We start from the raw sequence: 21924 nt of genomic DNA on the forward strand, positions 1-21924 counted from the left end.
TAAAATTACAAAATTCCTATTTCTCATATAATAAAGAATACTATTATCCTCCTACCACCCCACCCTAAAGGGCACCCCTCCTCCCAGGAGGAGGGGAATTTGAGATAGTAATGCAATATAACACTTAAATAAGTATGAAAGAGCCCAAAGTACACGTAGGCATATTGTTCGAGCCGCAAATAGAGTTTATCCTGCTGAATCCGTACCGCATCAACGGTATGGAAATCAGTGGTAAGCAGGTTGTGACCTACAACGAAGGCAGGATACTGTGGAACGGACGCCTTTATGACGAACTTCTATTTGAACCTGTAAACGAAACCACCGACGCTTTCGAACTGCTCGATGTCACCATCGGCATCAACTTCCACTGGGAGCGTAAAGAAGACCAGCGCTTCCTGGGTTCTCTGAAGATTATTGTGGAGAACAAGAAGCTGACAGGCATCAACGTCATTCACGTAGAAGATTACCTGACCAGCGTAATCTCCAGTGAAATGAGCGCAACGGCTTCATTAGAGCTGCTGGAGGCACATGCAGTAATTTCACGAAGTTGGCTTTTGGCTCAGATTCATAAGAACAAGGAGATTACGGAAACCCAGACAGAGTATTCCGCTTTCACCCAAACAGATGAAGAGTTAATCCGTTGGTACGACCGTGAAGACCACACCCGTTTCGACGTCTGTGCAGACGACCATTGCCAGCGTTACCAAGGCATTACCCGCGCCTCCACCGAAATCGTAAAGCAAGCCATCGCTGCCACCCGCGGACAAGTATTGACATCCGACGGTAAGATATGCGATGCCCGCTTCTCTAAATGCTGTGGCGGTGCATTCGAAGAATTCCAGTATTGCTGGGAAGATGTGAAGTATCCCTATCTCCTGAAACAACGGGATTTCCGTATCTTCAGTTCCAAATTCAATGACTTGAGTTTCGAAAACACCTTATCCGGTAGCGGATTACCAGATCTGACCGACGAGCAAGAAGCCGAGACATGGATACGTACTTCTCCACCCGCTTTCTGCAACACCACAGACAAGAAAGTCCTCTCACAGGTATTGAATAACTATGACCAGGAAACCACCGACTTCTATCGCTGGAAAGTAGTTTACACCCAGGAAGAACTTTCTGCACTGATTCTGAAACGTTCCGGCATCGATTACGGGCAAATCATTGACCTTGTTCCTATTGCCCGTGGAACTTCAGGTCGCCTCTGGAAACTGAAAATCATAGGAACCAAGAAGACGCTCACCATCGGTAAAGAGCTGGAAATACGTCGCACGCTGTCCACTTCCCACCTGTACAGTTCCGCATTCGTAGTAGATAAGGAAGACGTCTCTCCCGAAGGTATCCCCGCCCGTTTCATCCTCACCGGAGCAGGCTGGGGGCACGGTGTAGGACTATGCCAGATCGGTGCTGCCGTTATGGGCGAACAAGGCTATAAGTATGACGCAATACTGCTGCACTATTACATAGGCGCAAATATCGAGAAGCTATATGAGTAAACAGAAATAAGAAAATACCATGAAACAATCTACCAAGAAAACCAGTCCGTGGGCATGGATACCTACCCTGTACTTTGCACAAGGTTTGCCCTACGTAGCCGTGATGACCATTTCCGTCATCATGTACAAGCGTTTGGGAATATCCAACACGGATATCGCTCTCTACACCGGTTGGCTCTACCTGCCATGGGTAATCAAGCCTTTCTGGAGTCCATTTGTCGACTTGATCAAGACTAAACGGTGGTGGACCGTCGTCATGCAATACATCCTTGCCTTTGCATTGGCAGGCATTGCATTTTCCATCCCCACTCCCTTCTTCTTCCAATTGACACTGGCAGTATTCTGGATAGTGGGCTTCACCTCCGCAACTCATGACATTGCGGCGGATGGATTCTATATGCACGCCCTGACGGAGCATGAACAATCGCTCTACGTGGGCATCCGAAGTACATTTTACCGTATTGCCACGGTAGCCGGACAAGGCTTGCTGGTCATCATTGCGGGATTGATTGAAACCGGAACCGGTCTCGAACCTGCCATGCTGCAAGTTCAAGTCTCACCCTCTTACACTAACACCCTGACCTTGCCCGACTTTGAGGATACGAATATCGACACACAAAAAGAAGCCTATTTCGTATATACCTCTCCGATAGTACAAGCAGGTGTCACCGCTACCGCTGATAATGATTCGGTAGATATAAAGACACGGATTGCCGAATTGGAAAAAGCGGTCAAAGCATCCAACATAGCCAACCACTTCGTTCCGGCCGAGGAAGCCAAAGAAGGCGATGCCACCGTAAAAGCAGAGAAAAAGGAGAGCACTTTCACCGCATGGGTACGTGAAACTTTCGGCGAGAAGCGCGAAGTAGCCGAAGGTGCTGTTGATAACGTTGCCATAGTAGGCGTACGTCTGTCCAAGCAACCATCTGCCGATGAAACCAAGATATTGAATGTCACCTTCAAAGACGGTGACCAAAGTATCAAACTGGAACAGAACAGCCTTTCCACCCGGTTCGAATTCACTGCCGAGAACTGGGACAAGCCTGCTTACCTACTGTTCAGAATAGATCATAAGATTAAGAACGAGACTTCCGCTACCTTCGAAGGTGCATCCGGTAACATTCCGTTTGCCTGGTTGATAGTATTCATCGTACTGTCCGGATTCTTCTTTGCGGTAAGTATTTACCACAACTGGATATTGCCGAAACCCGCATCCGACCGTCCGTCGAAAGACGTTACCGCCCAGAATCTGATGAAGGAATTCTTCGATACTTTCAAGAGCTTTTTCACCAAACCACAGGCAGGAGTCGCTATCCTCTTTATGTTGCTCTACCGTCTGCCGGAAGCACAGCTCGTGAAGCTCATCAATCCTTTCCTTCTGGACCCAATAGACAAAGGCGGACTGGGGCTGACTACCGGACAAGTTGGTTTCGTCTATGGTACTATCGGTATCATCGGACTGACAATTGGCGGTATCATTGGCGGTCTTGTTGCTGCACGGGGCGGATTGAAGAAGTGGTTATGGCCAATGGCATGGAGTATGTCCCTCACCTGTCTGACATTCATCTATCTGAGTTATGCACAGGATCACTCGTTGCTGACAGTCAACATCTGTATCTTCATCGAACAGTTCGGCTATGGTTTCGGCTTCACAGCTTATATGCTGTATCTGATTTATTTCTCGGAAGGCGAGCACAAAACTGCCCATTACGCCATCTGCACAGGATTCATGGCACTGGGAATGATGTTACCCGGAATGGCTGCCGGATGGTTACAGGAAACCATCGGTTACCGACACTTCTTCGTATGGACCATTATCTGTTGTGCCGCTACCATCGGAGTATGTGCGTTCATCAAGATAGATCCGAGCTTCGGAAGGAAGAAAGAAGAGTGATAAAAAGTGATAAGCGGTAAGTGATAAGCAAGAAATCATAAATTATAAATCATGAAGAAATACATTCTCCTTTGCCTGCTCTGTGTGCTCTGTGGTACATCGCAGGCACAAAAGATAAGAATAAAGACAGGCATCGAAGTCCTGAAAGACCAGAATTTCAAGTGTCTGGAAGGCAAACGCATAGGTCTGATTACCAACCCTACCGGAGTGGATAATCAGATGAAATCCACCATTGACATTCTGCATAAAGCACCGAACGTAAATCTGGTTGCCCTCTTCGGTCCGGAGCACGGGGTTCGTGGTGACGTACATGCCGGCGACCACGTGACGGACATTAAAGATGCCACCACCGGATTGCCTGTATATTCTCTTTACGGCAAAACCCGCAAGGCTACGCCAGAGATGCTGAAAGACATTGACGTATTGGTCTACGATATCCAGGATATCGGTTGCCGCTCATTCACCTATATCAGTACAATGGGGCTGGCTATGGAAGCTGCGGCCGAAAACGGTAAAGAATTTATTGTATTGGATCGCCCCAATCCGGTAGGCGGCCTCAAGATAGAAGGCAATCTGGTAGAAGATGATTGCATTTCTTTTGTCAGTCAGTTCAAGATTCCGTACCTTTACGGACTGACTTGCGGTGAGCTGGCATTGATGCTGAACGGAGAGAAGATGATGGCAGCACAATGTAACCTGCACGTTGTGAAGATGAAAGGCTGGAAACGCAAGATGGACTATGTACAGACGGGGTTGCAATGGGTACCCTCTTCTCCGCATATTCCTCATCCGCACTCGGCTATATTCTATCCGGTAAGCGGTATTCTGGGTGAACTGGGATACATATCCATCGGGGTAGGCTATACGATACCGTTCCAGATGTTTGCCGCACAGTGGGTAGAAGCAGAAAAACTGGCGGGAAACCTGAACGCATTGAATGTGCCGGGTGTTGTATTCAGGCCGATGTATCTGAAACCCTTCTACTCCGTAGGTAAAGGTGAATTGCTGCAAGGCGTACAGGTACACATCATGGATGTGCAGAAAGCTCCGCTGAGCGACATCCAGTTCCTGGTGATGCAGGAGATCGCAGCGCTCTATCCTGACCGTGCCGTATTTGAGCATGCCGACAAGGGACGTTTTCGTATGTTCGACATGGTAAGCGGCTCGGAAGAGATACGCAAGCGATTCTCACAGCGCAACCGCTGGGAAGACGTGCGCGACTATTGGTATAAGGATGCTGAAGACTTCCGACGATTGTCTAAGAAGTACTACCTATACAAGTAAGGAACAATAAACGCTTCTTACACTGAAAAAGTCATAAAGACATATGTATGTCACCCCTCATGAGATACGTATGTCATGGGTCATGAGAAGCCCATATCATGAGAGGTGAGATACGCTTCTCATCACAGGAGAGACCGGGATGTCATTAAAACAATCCTACAGCACATTCTGACGGGGGTGCCGGTGAAAGAAGAAAAGAATGATAAGGAAAAGAAAGGCGAAAACACTATGGTAAAAAGTAGCTACACTTCGTTTTTGCAGGAAATAAGGGGACTTATTCCGCAAGATAGGATATATACCGACGAACTACGCCGGTTGGCATGGGGAACAGATGCGGGTTTCTACCGCCTTATCCCACAAATCGTGATTCGTTCCAATAGCGAAGAGGAAATCTCCGACCTGTTGAGACTTGCCGACCGTTACGGTCTGCCAGTAACGTTTCGTGCCGCAGGAACCAGTTTGTCGGGACAAGCCATTAGTGACTCTATCCTGATAGTAGCCGGAAAACATTGGGAGAAGTACAGCATTTCTCCCGATCATGAACAGATTACCTTGCAACCAGGCATCATCGGTCAGCGGGTTAACGAGATTCTTGCCCCCTACGGACGTAAGTTTGCTCCGGACCCGGCAAGCGTGAAAAGTGCTATGGTAGGCGGCATCGTCATGAACAACGCCTCGGGTATGAATTGCGGCACACATGCCAATAGTGACAAAGTGCTTCTTTCCGCCCGCATTGTATTAGCGGACGGCACCGTGCTGGATACAGGGGATGATATTTCGCGTGCTTCCTTCGAAGCCACCCACCCCGATTTCTACAATCGCATCTGCGAACTGCGGGACCAGATACGTGCCAACGAAGAACTCGCTGCACGCATCCGCTACAAATATTCCATCAAGAACGTAACCGGATTGAATCTTCTGCCATTCATTCGCTTCGATGACCCGTTCGATATTATTGCCCACCTGATGGTAGGCTCGGAAGGCACGCTTGCGTTCCTTTCCCAGATTACCATGCGCACAGAGTACGACTATCCGCACAAGGCAAGCGCCATGCTCTATTTTACCAGTATCAAGGATGCCTGTCGGGCAGTGGTGGCGATGAAGGAGTTGACAAATCGTAATTCTTCATCCCCGTCATCCGTGTCATCTGCTGATGAAAAATTAGTAAAAGGCGCCGAACTGCTGGACTACAAGAGCCTCTCTTCGGTAGAAGACCCTGTCTACTTAAAGTATAAGCAAGAAGTTGCCGATGCCTCCGGCCTCACAGCCGTGCTGACTGAGACCAAAGCCCGCACCCGCGAGGAATTGGAACAGAATATCTCAGTGATCGAAAAGTGTCTGAAACCTTTCAGTACCTACATCCCCGTGCACTTCACCGACCGACCGGGAGAATATTCCAAGTATTGGGCTATCCGCTCAGGTATATTCCCATCCGTAGGCGGTACACGCCAACCCGGCACTACCTGCCTCATCGAGGACGTAGCCTTCCACATCGAAGACCTGCCCGAAGCCACTGCCGATCTGCAACAGCTCATCGCCCGCCACGGCTACGATGATGCCTGCATCTACGGTCATGCCTTGGAAGGCAACTACCATTTTATCCTGAACCAGTCCTTCAGTACCGACGCCGATGTAAAGCGCTACGAGGACCTGATGAATGACGTAAAGACTCTGGTAGTCGATAAATACGACGGTTCGCTGAAAGCAGAACATGGCACCGGACGTAACATGGCCCCCTTCGTGAAATATGAATGGGGAGAGGCAGCTTTTGAAGCCATGAAGGCAGTCAAGCAGTTGTTCGACCCGAAAGGGCTGCTCAATCCGGGAGTTATCTTCAATGATGACCCGCAATGTCACATCAAAAACTTCAAACCGCTGCCGTTGATTCCTATCGACGAAGCCAGTCCTGCCGAAAAAGTAAACAAGTGCATCGAATGTGGCTTCTGCGAAGTGAACTGCCTATCGTGCGGCTTTACCCTTTCTTCGCGCCAGCGCATTGTACTGCAACGGGAAATATCACGTCTGAAACAAAGCGGTACAGACCCGGAACGTCTGTCTCTACTCGAAAAACAATACCGCTACCCGGGCAATCAAACTTGCGCAGGAGACGGACTGTGCTCCATGTCTTGCCCGATGAATATCAATACAGGCGACCTGACCCATATCATCCGCCAGGAAACGCTACCGAAAGGTAGCCTCGGATATAAAGCAGGAGATTTCATAGCCAATCACTTTGCCAGTGTCAAGAGTAGTCTGCGCCCCGTTTTATCATTAGCCAATTTCGGACACTCCGTATTAGGAACCAAAGCCATGAGCAGCATTACGAAAGGGATGCACAATGTATTGGGCATACCTTTGTGGACGCCTGCCATGCCGAAGAGCTATAAAGTGACAAGCTACAAGCTACAAGCTACAACAGATATGAGTGACGAGCTACAAGCTACGAGTACTATGCAGAATGATAGCGCAACACTGGTAGCTTGTAGTTCTGTAGCTCGTAACTCCACAGCTGACAAAGTAGTTTATTTCCCCAGCTGCATCAACCAAACCATGGGACTCCCGAAAAAATCCCCCGTGGAGCAACCTTTGGTAAACAAGATGATCTCCCTCCTGCAAAAAGGCGGTTACGAAGTCATCTTCCCCAAGGACATGGATAAGCTCTGTTGTGGCACCATCTGGGAAAGTAAAGGTATGCTCGACATTGCCGATCGCAAAGCCGCAGAACTCGAAGCCGCCCTTTGGGAAGCCAGCGAGCAAGGCAAATATCCTGTCCTCTGCGATCAAAGCCCCTGCCTGCATCGCATGCGCGAAACCATTCAAAAGATGAAGCTCTACGAACCTGCAGAATTCATCTACACTTTCCTGCGAGACAAACTGGTCTTCACGCAGACCGACCGCCCCGTAGCAGTACACATCACCTGCTCCATGCGCAAAATGGGACTGGCAGATACAATTGTTTCCCTGGCAAAACTCTGTTCTACGCATGTCTTCGTACCCGAAGAAGTAGGCTGCTGTGGTTTTGCCGGCGACCGCGGATTCACCTATCCCGAACTGAATTCCTATGCCTTGCGCAAACTCCGTCCGCAGATAGAAGCATCCGGCATCACTATCGGCTACTCTAACAGTCGTACTTGCGAAATAGGACTGACTACCAACTCAGGTATCCCCTACGTCTCTATCGCCTATCTCGTAGACCAATGTACGAAGGGAATTGACAATTGAATAAATAACTTAACACACTTATTACAATGAACAGTCAGACCAAGACAAACAAGCGCATTCTTGCCCTCGACATCCTTCGCGGTGTCACCATTGCGGGCATGATTATGGTGAACAACCCCGGCACTTGGGGACATATATATGCCCCCTTACGCCACGCCGAATGGAATGGCCTCACCCCCACCGACCTCGTCTTCCCCTTCTTCATGTTCATCATGGGTATCTCTACCTATATCTCCCTGAAGAAATACAATTTCGAGTTCAGTCATGCAGCCGCCACGAAGATATTGAAGCGTACTATTATCATCTTCCTGATCGGACTTGCCATCGGCTGGTTCTCCAGATTCTGTTACTACTGGGCAGGCTCCCATGAAGGTCTCAGCTTCGGCGAACAACTCTGGGCATCCGTCTGGACTTTCGACCGCATCCGTATCCTGGGTGTCATGCAACGCCTGGCCCTTTGCTACGGTGCTACCGCTATTATTGCGCTGACCATGAAACACCGTCACATCCCTTATCTCATTGCCACATTGCTGGTAGGCTACTTCATCCTGCTGATGTGTGGCAACGGATTTGCTTACAACGAAACCAATATCCTCTCCATAGTGGATCGTGCCATCCTCACCCCCGCACACATGTACAAGGACAACGGCATTGATCCCGAAGGTCTTTTAAGCACCATCCCATCCATTGCCCATGTATTGCTGGGCTTCTGCGTGGGTCGCATGATGCTAGACAGCAATAGAGCCGAGAGCCGCGAAGCCTTACTGAATTCTCACCTGATCAAATTATTTCTGGTTGGTGCCATCCTTACTTTTGCAGGCTTTCTGCTGAGCTACGGTTGTCCTATCAACAAGAAAATCTGGTCTCCCACCTTCGTTCTCACCACTTGCGGACTGGCCTCCAGTTTCCTGGCACTGCTCATCTGGATCATCGACGTAAAAGGATACAAGAAATGGTGCACTTTCTTCGAGGCTTTTGGTGTCAACCCCCTGTTCATGTACGTTCTGGGTGGAGTACTAAGTATCCTGTTCGGCAGCATCAGCTTCCCTTGGGGCGATGGCAGCATCAGCATACACGGATTCTTATACAAGATCGTTCTTATGCCGATATTCGGTGAGACAGGCGGTTCACTGGCCTACGCACTGCTCTTTGTAGCCATCAACTGGTGCATCGGCTATCAATTGTATAAACGGAAGATATATATCAAGATATAAGAGATAAAGGAGTTATAGAAGTTAAAGCCGATACTTCTGCTTATAATAAAAAGACTATCGGCTCTAACTCCCAGCGAAGCGATAACTCCTCTAACTCCTTAAAACAACAAGTAAATAATTAAACTTAAAACGATATGATATTAATAGCAGACAGTGGCTCTACAAAAACCGATTGGTGTGTTGTAGAGAAAGGTAAACTCATCCAGCAGATTTCTACGAAAGGTACCAACCCTTTCTTTCAGTCGGAAGAGGAGATCAGTAATGAAATTGCGACAGCGCTGCTGCCCCAGTTAACGACCAATGCCTTCGACGCTGTGTACTTTTATGGTGCCGGCTGTGGCTTCCCCGACAAAATAGCCATGGTACACCGTGCCATTATCCAACATCTCCAGGTTTCGGGCGACGAAGTGGAAGTAAATACGGACATGCTTGCCGCCGCCCGCGGACTTTGTGGACACGAACCGGGCATAGCCTGCATCATGGGCACAGGTTCCAACTCGTGTTACTACGACGGCAAACACATTGGTGCCAACGTCTCTCCCCTGGGTTTCATTCTTGGCGACGAAGGTAGCGGTGCTTGCCTGGGTAAGTTACTGGTAGGTGATATTCTGAAAAATCAGATGACTCCGGAACTGAAAGAGAAGTTCCTCAAGCAGTTCAATCTGGAACCGGCAGACATCATCGACCGTGTATACCGTAAACCATTCCCGAACCGGTTCCTGGCAAGCCTGTCTCCATTCCTCGCTCAGAATCTGAACGAGCCTTGTGTGCGCACGCTGGTGCTGAACAGTTTCAAGGCTTTCCTGAAAAGGAACGTCATGCAATACGATTATCAGCATAGCAAGGTACATTTCATCGGCTCCGTAGCATTCCATTATAAGGAGGTACTTACCGAGGCCGCACAGGAAATGGGCGTCCAAATAGGCACCATCCTCCAGAGCCCCATGGAAGGCCTGATTAGCTACCATAGCTAATCACCCCAGCCTCCATAAATCATAAATTATAAATCATAAATCTCATCATCATCATGGCATTCGTAAAAATATCAGAGCAACCTTCGCTCTACAACGACTTGGAAAAGAAATCTGTCCGCGAAATATTGGAGGACATCAACACAGAAGACCAGAAAGTAGCATTGGCTGTTCAAAAAGCCATCCCACAGATTGAGAAACTGGTGACACAAATCATTCCGCGCATGAAGCAAGGCGGACGCATCTTTTATATGGGAGCTGGCACCAGTGGTCGCCTGGGTGTGCTGGATGCATCAGAAATTCCTCCAACATTCGGTATGCCTCCTACACTCGTCATCGGACTGATAGCAGGCGGTGATACAGCTTTGCGTAACCCGGTGGAAGATGCGGAGGACGATATGCGTCGCGGTTGGGAAGAGTTAGTTGAACGTAACATTACGGATAAAGATACCGTCATCGGCATTGCTGCTTCCGGCACGACTCCTTACGTTATCGGCGCCATGCAGAAAGCACGTGAGCACGGCATTCTTACAGGCTGCATCACCAGCAACCCCGACTCTCCGATGGCGGCTGAAGCAGATGTTCCCATCGAAATGATTGTAGGACCAGAATATGTAACAGGAAGCTCACGCATGAAATCGGGTACGGGACAGAAAATGATACTGAACATGATTACCACTTCCGTCATGATACAACTGGGCCGCGTGAAAGGTAATAAGATGGTGAACATGCAGCTGAGTAACCAGAAATTAGTAGACCGTGGTACCCGCATGATCGTAGAAGAACTGGGATTGGACTATGGAAAGGCAAAGGCACTGTTGCTAATGCATGGTTCAGTGAAAAAGGCAGTAGATGCTTATAGGGGGGTAACATTATGAAACTCCTCTCTTCCTTTTTCTTCATTGTATTGCTTGCCCTGCAAGCCAATGCACAATCCTTACAACGTGTTGCCCCCGAACAAGTCGGCATGGATTCCCGTCATTTGTTGTACGCTGACGAAGCGATAGAAACCGCCATCGCCAATAAAGACATTCCCGGTGCCGTACTCGCTGTAGTACGCAACGGGAAGATGGCCTACCTCAAAGCATACGGCAACAAGCGTGTGTACCCTAACACCGAGCCTATGACTGTAAACACTATTTTCGATATGGCTTCATGTAGTAAATCCATGTCCACTGCCATCTGTACCCATATCCTGGCAGAACGCGGTAAGCTCCGTCTCTTGGATCCCGTCAGCCTCTACATACCTGAATTTAAGTCCTGGGTGAGCGAAGACGGAAAAGATAAGAAAATCATCCGCATCGCCGACCTGTTGACACATACTTCCGGTCTCCCCCCTTATGCCCCAACCAGTGAATTGGAAAAACAATATGGTTCCCCCAGTCCCAACGGAATGATAGAGTACATAGCCAACTGCCGCCGCGACTTCAAGCCGCAGACCGACTTCCAATACAGTTGCCTTAACTACATTACCCTGCAACGCATCATCGAAACCGTCAGCGGACAATCCTTACGTGACTTCGCTCGCGAAAATCTATTTGATGTATTAGGTATGGCCCATACCGACTATCTCCCCTGCAAGCGCGATAAGGATGGGAAATGGATCAATACAGCAGATGCCCATTGGGCAACCTCTACCGAAGGTGACTGGCATAGCCTCATCGCTCCTACCGAGAAGCAATCCGACGGCAGCGTCCTCTGCGGACAAGTACACGATCCACTCGCCCGTGTCATGAATGGTGGTATTTCCGGCAATGCCGGCGTATTCTCTTGTGCCGAAGACATAGCTGTCCTCTGCGCCGCCCTGCAAAACGGCGGAGAATGGAACGGACACCGCATCCTCAGCCCATTGGGAGTAAAAGCTATACGTACCGTCCCCCGTGCCACTGCTACATTAGGACGCACTTTAGGATGGGATAATTTCACCGCCTACGCTTCCAATAACGGAGATTATTTTAGTCCGAACACCTACGGGCACACCGGATACACCGGTACTTCCATCATCATAGATCCGGACAACGATACTTCCGTCATCCTGCTCGTCAATGCCGTGCATCCCGAAGACGGTCACAGCATGGTTCGTCTGCGCTCTCTGATAGCCAATGTCGTTGCAGCTTCTATCTATCCCACCCCACGTATTTATACGGATCATTATTATAAGCGCTTCCTCCAATTCATGGATGAACCTGCCATTACCTCCAAAGACATCGTCATGGTGGGCAACAGCCTTACAGAAGGTGGCGGCAACTGGAACACCCGCCTCAACAAGAAAAACATCCGTAACCGTGGTATCATCGGTGACGAAGTTATGGGCATTTACGACCGTCTACACCAGATACTTCCGGGACACCCAGAGAAATTATTCCTCCTTGCCGGTGTCAATGACATCTCACACGACCTCACAGCCGACAGCATCGTCAGTATGATACGCATGACCGTAGAGCGCATTCAGCGTGAATCTCCTAATACGAAACTCTACCTGCAAAGTCTCCTGCCTTTCGATGAGAGCTTCGGACGTTACAAAAAGCTAACCGGGAAAACCGACATGGTTCCCGAAATCAATGCACAACTGGAAGTTTTAGCTAAAGATCACAAAATTACATTCATCAACCTCTTCCCGTTATTTACAGAGAAAGGCACGAATGTGCTTCGCAAAGAATTGACCAGTGACGGCTTACACCTGAATGAAGAAGGATATAAAATTTGGGTGAAAGCGTTGAAAAAGAAGATGTAGACTCCTCTATAAACACAAGAGGCTGCCCATAAATGAGCAGCCTCTCTATCTATCTATTTTATAAAGAGCCTCTACTTTACTGTCTCTAATTGCATATCAAATGTCAAAGTTGAATAACCAAGAATTGAACCATATCCGCTTTCTCCATATCCACATTGGTAAGGAATATACAATATCCAGCGTTCTTTCGTATGCATATATTGCAATACTGTAGTCCATCCAGAAACGACACCTGTCACACTAAAAGAAGATGGAGAATCAAAGTCCGTAGGCACCTTGGCGCCCTCGCCTTCAGAAAGCAGTACGCCGCGGTCTATTGCGCTGTAACCAACAAAATTACCATCGAATCTATCCCCCAGTATTATTGTACCATAATAGTATGTCGTAACTGACTGCGTATAAAGCGGACGCTCCCCATCGGGATTGTCTGGCGATATTTTCTTACAATAAATATACAAAGAATTCTCTGTTGTACTCTTGTAGTTATCCTTAATAGCAAATAATTCACCTACAGGAATCTTACTAAGCTTAACAGAGTCACCGTTATCACCTTCATATTTCGCCCCTTCTATAATTCTATCAGCCCGACCACCTATGATCAGATTCAATGAATCAATATAAGCTTCATTCCGTTCTCGCCAGTTATCATACTTACCAACTTCCTCTACTTCTTCACAAGAAGTAAATACACCTGCCAAGAGTAACAGGAAAGGTAGAAATATTAAGAGTCTTTTATTCATTCTATTAATTTATTGTATTACTTATTGCAACCCCTTCAGCAATGAAGTGATGCTAACACGGTCTGCAATGATGTTATTCAGTTCAGCAATAGCCACACGTTCCTGTTGCATCGTATCACGATTACGCAGCGTCACGCAGTTATCTTCCAGAGTTTGGTGGTCAACAGTCACGCAGTACGGAGTACCAATGGCATCCTGACGACGATAACGTTTACCGATACTATCTTTTTCATCATATTGGCAGTGGAAGTGGAACTTCAATGAGTCGATGATCTCACGAGCCTTTTCAGGCAGACCGTCTTTCTTCACCAACGGCATTACAGCCAACTTCACAGGAGCAAGTGCGGCAGGTAATCTCAGTACTACACGGCTTTCTCCGCTCTCCAGTTGTTCTTCGCAATAAGAAGCAGACATGATACTGAGGAACATACGGTCCACACCAATAGAAGTTTCCACAACAAACGGAGTATAACTTTCATTCGTTTCGGGATCGAAGTACTTAATATTCTTACCTGAGAACTTCTCATGCTGCGACAAGTCAAAATTCGTACGGCTATGGATACCTTCTACTTCCTTGAAGCCAAACGGCATCAGGAACTCGATATCTGTAGCTGCATTCGCATAATGAGCCAACTTATCATGATCATGATAACGATAGTGATCATCACCGAATCCCAATGCCTTATGCCATTTCAAACGGATTTCTTTCCATTTCTTGAACCATTCCAGCTCAGTACCCGGCTTCACGAAGAACTGCATTTCCATCTGTTCAAACTCACGCATACGGAAAATGAACTGACGGGCAACAATCTCGTTACGGAATGCCTTACCAATCTGTGCAATACCGAAAGGTATCTTCATGCGACCGGTCTTCTGTACATTCAGGTAATTCACAAAGATACCCTGGGCTGTTTCAGGACGCAGGTAAATCTTCATGGCACCATCCGAAGTAGAACCCATCTCTGTAGAGAACATCAGGTTGAACTGACGAACTTCCGTCCAGTTCTTTGTACCGCTGATGGGGCAAACGATTTCTTCATCCAGAATAATCTGGCGAAGCTCGTCAAGGTTATTATCATTCAGAGCCTTTGCAAAACGTTCGTGCAATGCGTCGCGTTTAGCCTGGTGTTCCAATACGCGACCATTTGTGCTACGGAACTGCGCTTCATCAAAAGCCTCTCCGAAACGCTTGGCAGCTTTGGCAACTTCTTTATTGATTTTATCGTCGTACTTTGCAAGTTGGTCTTCAATCAGCACATCGGCACGATAACGTTTCTTGGAATCACGGTTGTCAATCAAAGGGTCATTGAATGCGTCTACGTGTCCGGAAGCCTTCCAGATGGTGGGGTGCATAAAGATAGCGGAGTCGATGCCGACAATGTTTTCGTGCAGCAACACCATGCTCTGCCACCAGTATTGTTTAATGTTGTTTTTCAGTTCCACACCCATCTGACCGTAGTCATACACTGCTCCCAATCCGTCGTAGATGTCGCTGGAGGGGAATACGAAACCGTATTCCTTACAGTGTGATACGAGTTTCTTAAAAACGTCTTCTTGTGCCATTTTTTTGTTATATCTATTAATTTTAATCCTGTTCTTTATTAAAAAGCGCCACAAAGATAGGGATTTATATCATAAGTCGGGCAGGTGGGGTATTAATTTATCTTATCGTAACAAACTCTCACTTTGCACTTCCGTCACAATCTGTCCGATAGGATCTTCATCCGGAAAATATTTCCTGGCAGCCGACTCCGTAATAATCGCATTATTAGTTCCGGAAAATGCCGTTTCAATATCTCCTTCTTTCAACGGAAAACCAAAAAACGAGAAGAAATTGTGGTCAGTCACAAGAGAGGGCACTCCAAAGTGAACTATATTATGAAAAGTCACCCCAACATAATTGTTCTTCTCCACCAATTATATATCCAATTCTGTGCCAAAGTAATATAAAGCTAATAGTCAGCCGATTGTCTAAGGGAAGTACTTATAATGGTGTTAAGGAAGTTTACACGCAGTGGAAAAAAACTGAATGTTCACCCGTTACTGACATCATTCCTCTTAATAGTCATCACTACAAATAATTAAAAAACCTTCATTTGCAGGTTTTCCCGAGAAATTTAGTAATTTTGCGTTCGACTGAAAAATTCAGTGATTATTCAGAATAGATATTCCCGGAACAGATATGAGCGAAGACTTTGAAGCACCAAAAGACGACTTGGAAAACGGACTCCCGGAAGGGAGCGAAGGACATTCGGATTATAAACCCGCTGACACGAAAGACGTAAAAGCAAAATACCAACTAAGCGGTATGTACCAGAATTGGTTTCTGGACTATGCTTCATACGTTATTCTGGAGCGTGCCGTGCCCCACATCAATGATGGTTTGAAGCCTGTGCAGAGACGTATCCTGCACTCCATGAGGCGTTTGGAAGATGGACGTTACAACAAAGTAGCGAACATCGTAGGACATACCATGCAGTTTCACCCGCACGGTGACGCTTCTATCGGTGATGCATTGGTACAATTGGGACAGAAGGATTTACTCGTAGACTGTCAGGGAAACTGGGGTAATATACTCACCGGTGACGGCGCTGCTGCTCCCCGTTACATTGAAGCACGCCTGTCGAAATTCGCCCTCGATGTAGTGTTCAATCCCAAAACTACCGAATGGAAACTTTCCTATGACGGACGAAACAAAGAACCGGTAACCCTGCCTGTTAAATTTCCTTTGCTGCTGGCACAAGGAGTAGAGGGTATTGCGGTAGGTCTTTCATCCAAAATACTTCCCCATAACTTCAATGAACTTTGCGATGCATCCATCCACTATCTGCATGAAGAGGAATTCAAACTGTATCCGGATTTCCAGACAGGTGGCAGCATCGACGTTTCTAAATACAATGACGGAGAACGTGGCGGTGCGGTACGCATACGCGCTAAAATTGAAAAGATTGATAATAAGACACTTGCTATCAAAGAAATTCCTTACGGGAAAACGGTAGCCAGTGTTTGCGACTCTATTGTAAAGGCAAGCGAAAAAGGCAAAATCAAGATAAAGAAGGTAGAAGACCTGACATCTGGCAACGTAGAGATATTGGTTCACCTGGCGCCTGGTGTTTCCTCGGACAAGACGATAGATGCCTTGTATGCTTTCACTGATTGCGAAGTAAGCATTTCGCCCAATTGTTGCGTCATCGACGATCAGAAACCTCACTTCCTCACCGTGAGCAATATACTGAGAAAATCAGTAGATAACACCTTATCCCTGCTGCGCCAGGAGTTGGAAATACGCAAAGACGAAATACTGGAAAGCCTGCACTTTGCCTCACTGGAAAAGATCTTCATTGAAGAACGCATTTATAAAGACAAGGAATTTGAGCAGGCCCAAAATATGGATGCTGCTTGCGAACACATCGACGAACGTCTGACGCCTTATTATCCACAATTCGTACGCGAAGTAACCAAGGAAGATATCCTCAAATTGATGGAAATAAAGATGGGGCGCATCCTCAAGTTCAACTCCGACAAAGCGGAAGAACTCATTGCCCGTATGAAAGCGGACATAGAGGAAATAGACCATCACCTGGCTAATATCGTGGAATATACGGTAGACTGGTATTTGATGCTGAAAAACAAATATGGCAAGAATTTCCCGCGCCGTACAGAATTGCGCAACTTCGATACCATCGAGGCAAGCAAGGTAGTGGAAGCCAACGAAAAATTATACATCAATCGCGAAGAAGGCTTCATCGGCACAGGTCTGAAGAAAGATGAATTTCTCTCAAATTGTTCCAGCCTCGACGATGTCATTATCTTCTTCCGGGACGGACGATATCTGGTTACTCCTGTTTCCGACAAGAAATTTGTGGGCAAGAATATTCTTTATGCCAATGTATTCAAGAAAAACGATAAGCGCACCATCTACAATGTGGTTTACCGTGACGGAAAAGAGGGTACACATTATATCAAGCGTTTTGCAGTGACAAGCATTATCCGTGATCGCGAATATGATGTGACGCAAGGCACACCCGATTCACGCATCATGTACTTCACTGCCAACCCCAACGGGGAAGCGGAAGTCATCAAAGTAACCTTGAAACCCAATCCACGGGTACGACGCATTATCTTCGAAGAAGACTTTAGTGCCATCGGCATTAAGGGACGCCAGGCAAGGGGAAACATTCTAACCAAGCTTCCGGTGCACAAGATCGCCTTGAAGCAGCGTGGAGGTTCTACTCTGGGCGGACGAAAAGTTTGGTTCGACCGTGACATACTTCGCCTTAATTATGACGGACGAGGTGAATACCTGGGAGAATTCCAGAGCGACGACAGTATCTTGGTGGTGCATGATAACGGAGAGTTCTACATCACCAACTTCGATCTCAGCAACCACTATGAAGCCAATATTCGTATATTAGAGAAGTTTGACCCGAACAAGGTATGGACAGCCGTACTTTATGACGCGGATCAACAGAATTTCCCATATATCAAACGTTTCTGTATGGAAGCAACCAACCGCAAGCAGAACTATCTGGGAGAAAACAAGAACAATCGCCTCATCTTACTGACGGACGAATGTTATCCCCGCCTGGAAATCATATTCGGCGGACACGACAGTTTCCGTGAACCCATGATTATAGAGGCTGATGAATTTATCGCCGTAAAAGGTTTCAAAGCAAAAGGTAAACGTATCACTACGTTCACAATGGAAACTGTCAACGAACTGGAACCTACACGACAGCCGGAGGTTTCGCAGGACACAGAAGATCGGGAGGAAGAAGAGCCGGAAATTTTAGACCCCGATCATGGAAAGAGTGAAGATGATATCCGGGATGAAATAACAGGGCAGATGAAGCTGTTCTAAGTGATTAATGATTAGTGATTAGTGATAAGCAACTATATCAATGAAGTTATATAAGATTGGTGTAATAGTGGGATGCCTGCTTTGGGCAGGTGGAAGTATAAAAGCGCAAAGTGTTGAAGAAAAGGCGCTGCAAGAGCTGAGGGCAGACTCCTCTGCAAGGACACGCTTTATAACCCGCGCCACAATGTATGGTGTCGGCTTCACGAACGTATTCGACACCTACCTGTCACCGCAGGAATACAAAGGCGTTGACTTCCGTATTTCCCGCGAAAGTATGCGCATGACGAAGTGGATGAACGGTAATGTATCTCTGCAAAGTTTCTTCCAGGCAGACTTAGGCTATACACACAACCGGGTGGACAACAACAATACGTTCTCCGGTCTGGCAAACTGGAATTACGGATTGCATTATAATTTTCCGATTACTTCTAACTTCAAATTACTTGCCGGAGGACTTATCGACTTAAATGGTGGCTTTGTCTACAATCTGCGCAATGGCAACAACCCGGCACAGGCACGCGCTTACATCAATCTGGATGCATCGGGAATGGCAATATGGGATTTAAGAATCAAGAACTATCCGATTAGCCTGCGCTATCAGGTTAACTTGCCTTTTGCAGGTATTATGTTCTCACCCAACTATGGACAGTCGTACTACGAAATATTTACGTTGGGCAACTGGAACGGGGTGATTAATTTCACTTCCCTACACAACCAGCCATCCCTGCGGCAGATGCTGACTGTTGATTTCCCGGTAGGAAGAGCCAAAATGCGTTTAGCCTATCTCTGGGATGCGCAACAGTCCAAGGTAAATGATATAAAGACGCATACCTATTCGCATGTGTTTATGGTAGGTTTCGTAAAAGAATTGTTTCTCATTCGTGACAAGAAGAAAAAATAAAGTGATAAAGCGATAACATCGTGATAAGGGGATAGAATAATGGGAATAAAAGAAATATATCATAGTAAGTTTAGATGGCTGGGAGTAGCGCTCATGATACTGCCTTTGCTATCCAGCTGTATCCGGGAGGAAGAGTTCAACAATTCACCACAGGGAAACTTCGAAGCTTTGTGGAAGATCATTGACGAGCAATACTGTTTCCTGGATTACAAACAAATAGACTGGGATGCCATCCACGATAAATACCAACCTCTCATTACGTCCAACATGGGTAATGACGGATTGTTCCAAGTGCTTGACAGTATGCTGGCGGAACTGAAAGACGGTCATGTGAATCTGTACAGTTCTTCAAATGTGGCCCGTTACTGGGACTGGTATCTGGATTATCCCCGAAACTTCAACGAAGGTATTATCGAACGGCAATATCTCGGAAAGACGTACCGCATCGCTGCCGGCATGAAATATAAGATTCTGGATGACAATATCGGATATATCTATTATGAATCATTCTCCAGTGGTGTCGGTAACGGCAATCTGGATGAGGTACTTTCTTACCTTGCTCCATGTAGTGGCCTGATTCTGGATGTTCGCAACAATGGTGGCGGAAATCTGACCAATTCAGAGCGTATAGCGGCCCGCTTCACTAATGAGAAAGTGTTGACGGGATATATCCAGCATAAGACCGGGAAGGGACACAGTGACTTCTCTGATCCCAAACCCATTTATTTGGAGCCCTCCAATAGCATCCGTTGGCAAAAACCAGTAATGCTTCTCATCAACCGTCACTCTTATAGCGCAACAAATGATTTCGTAAATGCGATGCGCTATTTTCCTAACGTTACTCTGGTAGGTGACAAGACCGGTGGCGGTTCGGGATTACCTTTCTCTTCAGAGCTTCCGAATGGTTGGGGTGTACGTTTCTCCGCCAGCCCCCACCTGGATGCAGACAAACAACATATCGAATTCGGCATTGATCCGGACGAGAAAGTAGATATGGATGAGGATGATACCAAAAGTGATGCCATTATAGAACGGGCACGGGAACTCTTAAAAGTAGTTCAATAAACACTTTCTATGCCAAACTATTTGCCAGAAAGAAAAAACTTTCTATCTTTGCCACCGCTTAACAAGAAAGCCACTGCGGGTGTGGCGTAATTGGCAGCCGCGCCAGACTTAGGATCTGGTGCCGAGAGGCGTGTAGGTTCGAGTCCTATCACCCGCACAGTATTTAAAATACGGTTAAAATGTAAGAAGAGAAAGCCTTTGGAATTAGTTTCCGAAGGCTTTTTCTTTGTTTACAATTCAATACTTCAAGAAATACAGATATTAATTCGGTGACACCTTTTCTTCCGGCAACTAACTTTTCTACATATCCCGCAATGAGAGCTTCCCTAAATCAAGACTATATTTTTTCAATTCCTTTTCCGCCTCCAATAGACTTGTCACTTTCTCTTCCAGTTTGGTAATGCTATACCGAGATTCATCTCTTTTTATCTCGTAAATGGCAGCCGTCTTATCCAAATCATTCAATGTAATAAGATCGATTTCATTTTCTCCTTTTCGATTCCAGTACATACCAATATCAGTATATAAACCAGATTGCATAAATTTATCACGGAAATAGCGCTCCAGCATACTTCCTGAAAAGACATCATAATCCCGACGGATTATATTTTCCACCAGTTTCAATGCACCGGATTCAATATACCCTTGATAACGATAAATAAAGCGAAACCAAAAAGTAAGGAAGTTATCAGCTATGCAATAGCGTACTTGTTTAGAGTTCTCCTTAGAGAAAATAGGGCGTTTCTTACTTATCAAAGAATAATATTTCTCCAACTTAGCCAAATAGCCGCCAATCTCTGCCTTTCCCAAACGATTTTCAATTTCTCCACGAGTATAGTCTCCGCCGGCTATACATTCTAAGATAGAGAAGTAAATGGAGTAATCCGGTCCAAACTCTTCAATAAGCAAATTCTTCCCTTCATTCAAAAAAGGAGAGTTGGGACGTGCCAACAAACCAATCATTTTATCCTTGGTATATGCCTTATTTGTCATAAACAGATTGACGTACCACGCTACCCCTCCTGTAAATGAATAAAGCGCCAAAAGATCATCGGGATGGTAGGATGGATTGTGATCGGCCAATATCTCCTTCAACACCTCCACCTTGAATGGTTTCAAATGTATCATCTGCCCGGCACGGGAGAAAAGAGGCTCTTTCCGATCTTCAAAAATCTGGTGCATCAACGAATAGATAGAACCACTAACAATAAGGTTCATTCTTGAAGTCCCCTTATTCAAGTCCCACTCTCTTTGTATTTCACTGAAAATAGAGGGGTTAGTACGCTGAAAGTCTTGAAATTCATCAATAATAAGATTAAAGGGACGTTCCCGGGAGATAATAAGCAAGTGACGGAATAACTTGGCAAAAGAAACATAACTGCCAATAGGCAATCCTAACTTATTTTCAGCTTCCTCTACGAAGTCCTGGCAAAGCAAAGTTTCCGCCTTACGCGCAACAAAGAAATAAAGAGTCAGATTTCCTGCGGTACACTGTAGCGCCAATTGGGTTTTTCCAATACGCCTCCGACCGAATAGAAC

14 protein-coding genes, 1 tRNA gene and 1 pseudogene are annotated in these 21924 nt (G+C 46.5%); 12 read left to right on the plus strand and 4 right to left on the minus strand.

Translation table 11 applies throughout. The features are described 5' to 3' along the window. Window positions 1-134: 134 nt before the first annotated feature. From BACCELL_RS05960 to BACCELL_RS05995, 8 genes and pseudogenes are all read left to right on the plus strand, one after another. Window positions 135-1499, plus strand: a complete 1365-nt coding sequence (locus BACCELL_RS05960; protein ID WP_007210721.1) for a SpoIID/LytB domain-containing protein — start codon at window positions 135-137, stop codon at window positions 1497-1499. Between the two features lie 19 nt (window positions 1500-1518). Next, window positions 1519-2025 (plus strand): annotated as a pseudogene (locus tag BACCELL_RS27670) (MFS transporter); the annotation flags it as partial. A 1419-nt stretch (window positions 2026-3444) separates the two neighbouring features. Beyond that, a complete protein-coding gene (locus BACCELL_RS05970) occupies window positions 3445-4677 on the plus strand; it encodes an exo-beta-N-acetylmuramidase NamZ family protein (RefSeq protein WP_007210723.1) in 1233 nt (410 codons plus the stop codon). Window positions 4678-4905: 228 nt separating this feature from the next. Then, window positions 4906-7899, plus strand: coding sequence for an FAD-binding and (Fe-S)-binding domain-containing protein (locus tag BACCELL_RS05975; protein ID WP_044153642.1), 2994 nt, complete (start codon window positions 4906-4908; stop codon window positions 7897-7899). A gap of 26 nt (window positions 7900-7925) precedes the next feature. Further along, complete coding sequence (locus BACCELL_RS05980) at window positions 7926-9113, plus strand: acyltransferase family protein (RefSeq protein WP_044153422.1); 1188 nt, start codon at window positions 7926-7928, stop codon at window positions 9111-9113. Between the two features lie 134 nt (window positions 9114-9247). Next, window positions 9248-10087 carry an ATPase gene (locus BACCELL_RS05985; RefSeq protein WP_007210727.1) on the plus strand — a complete coding sequence of 280 codons (840 nt, stop codon included), beginning with the start codon at window positions 9248-9250 and terminating at the stop codon, window positions 10085-10087. Between the two features lie 53 nt (window positions 10088-10140). Continuing rightward, window positions 10141-10962, plus strand: coding sequence for an N-acetylmuramic acid 6-phosphate etherase (gene murQ / locus BACCELL_RS05990; RefSeq protein ID WP_007210728.1), 822 nt, complete (start codon window positions 10141-10143; stop codon window positions 10960-10962). Next, a complete protein-coding gene (locus BACCELL_RS05995; protein ID WP_007210729.1) occupies window positions 10959-12818 on the plus strand; it encodes a serine hydrolase in 1860 nt (619 codons plus the stop codon). Before murQ ends, BACCELL_RS05995 begins: the two co-directional genes overlap by 4 nt. A 71-nt stretch (window positions 12819-12889) precedes the next feature. Here BACCELL_RS05995 and bamJ read toward each other — a convergent pair whose 3' ends face one another. The 3 genes from bamJ to BACCELL_RS06010 all read right to left on the minus strand — a co-directional run bounded on the left by bamJ (window position 12890) and on the right by BACCELL_RS06010 (window position 15472). Further along, window positions 12890-13558, minus strand: a complete 669-nt coding sequence (bamJ, locus tag BACCELL_RS06000) for a BamJ family beta-barrel-assembly machinery protein (protein WP_007210730.1) — start codon at window positions 13556-13558, stop codon at window positions 12890-12892. A 21-nt stretch (window positions 13559-13579) separates the two neighbouring features. Beyond that, window positions 13580-15121 carry a glycine--tRNA ligase gene (locus BACCELL_RS06005; protein ID WP_007210731.1) on the minus strand — a complete coding sequence of 514 codons (1542 nt, stop codon included), beginning with the start codon at window positions 15119-15121 and terminating at the stop codon, window positions 13580-13582. Window positions 15122-15223: 102 nt separating this feature from the next. Then, on the minus strand, window positions 15224-15472 hold the full coding sequence (locus tag BACCELL_RS06010; RefSeq protein ID WP_007210732.1) for an ABC transporter permease: 249 nt from the start codon (window positions 15470-15472) through the stop codon (window positions 15224-15226). A 268-nt stretch (window positions 15473-15740) separates the two neighbouring features. Between BACCELL_RS06010 and BACCELL_RS06015 the strand changes: the two genes are divergently transcribed. The 4 genes from BACCELL_RS06015 to BACCELL_RS06030 all read left to right on the plus strand — a co-directional run bounded on the left by BACCELL_RS06015 (window position 15741) and on the right by BACCELL_RS06030 (window position 20542). Beyond that, window positions 15741-18419 (plus strand): DNA gyrase/topoisomerase IV subunit A, encoded by a 2679-nt coding sequence (locus tag BACCELL_RS06015; protein ID WP_007210733.1) that lies wholly within the window; start codon window positions 15741-15743, stop codon window positions 18417-18419. A 40-nt stretch (window positions 18420-18459) separates the two neighbouring features. After that, a complete protein-coding gene (locus BACCELL_RS06020; RefSeq protein ID WP_007210734.1) occupies window positions 18460-19320 on the plus strand; it encodes a DUF3316 domain-containing protein in 861 nt (286 codons plus the stop codon). Window positions 19321-19359: 39 nt separating this feature from the next. Continuing rightward, window positions 19360-20385 carry a S41 family peptidase gene (locus BACCELL_RS06025; protein WP_007210735.1) on the plus strand — a complete coding sequence of 342 codons (1026 nt, stop codon included), beginning with the start codon at window positions 19360-19362 and terminating at the stop codon, window positions 20383-20385. A gap of 75 nt (window positions 20386-20460) precedes the next feature. After that, window positions 20461-20542, plus strand: a tRNA-Leu gene (locus BACCELL_RS06030). A 143-nt stretch (window positions 20543-20685) separates the two neighbouring features. Here BACCELL_RS06030 and BACCELL_RS06035 read toward each other — a convergent pair. Further along, window positions 20686-21924 (minus strand): ATP-binding protein (locus tag BACCELL_RS06035; protein ID WP_007210736.1); only part of this gene is annotated, 1239 nt, incomplete at its 5' end.

The sequence above is a fragment of the Bacteroides cellulosilyticus DSM 14838 genome, assembly GCF_000158035.1.
Lineage (GTDB): Bacteria > Bacteroidota > Bacteroidia > Bacteroidales > Bacteroidaceae > Bacteroides > Bacteroides cellulosilyticus.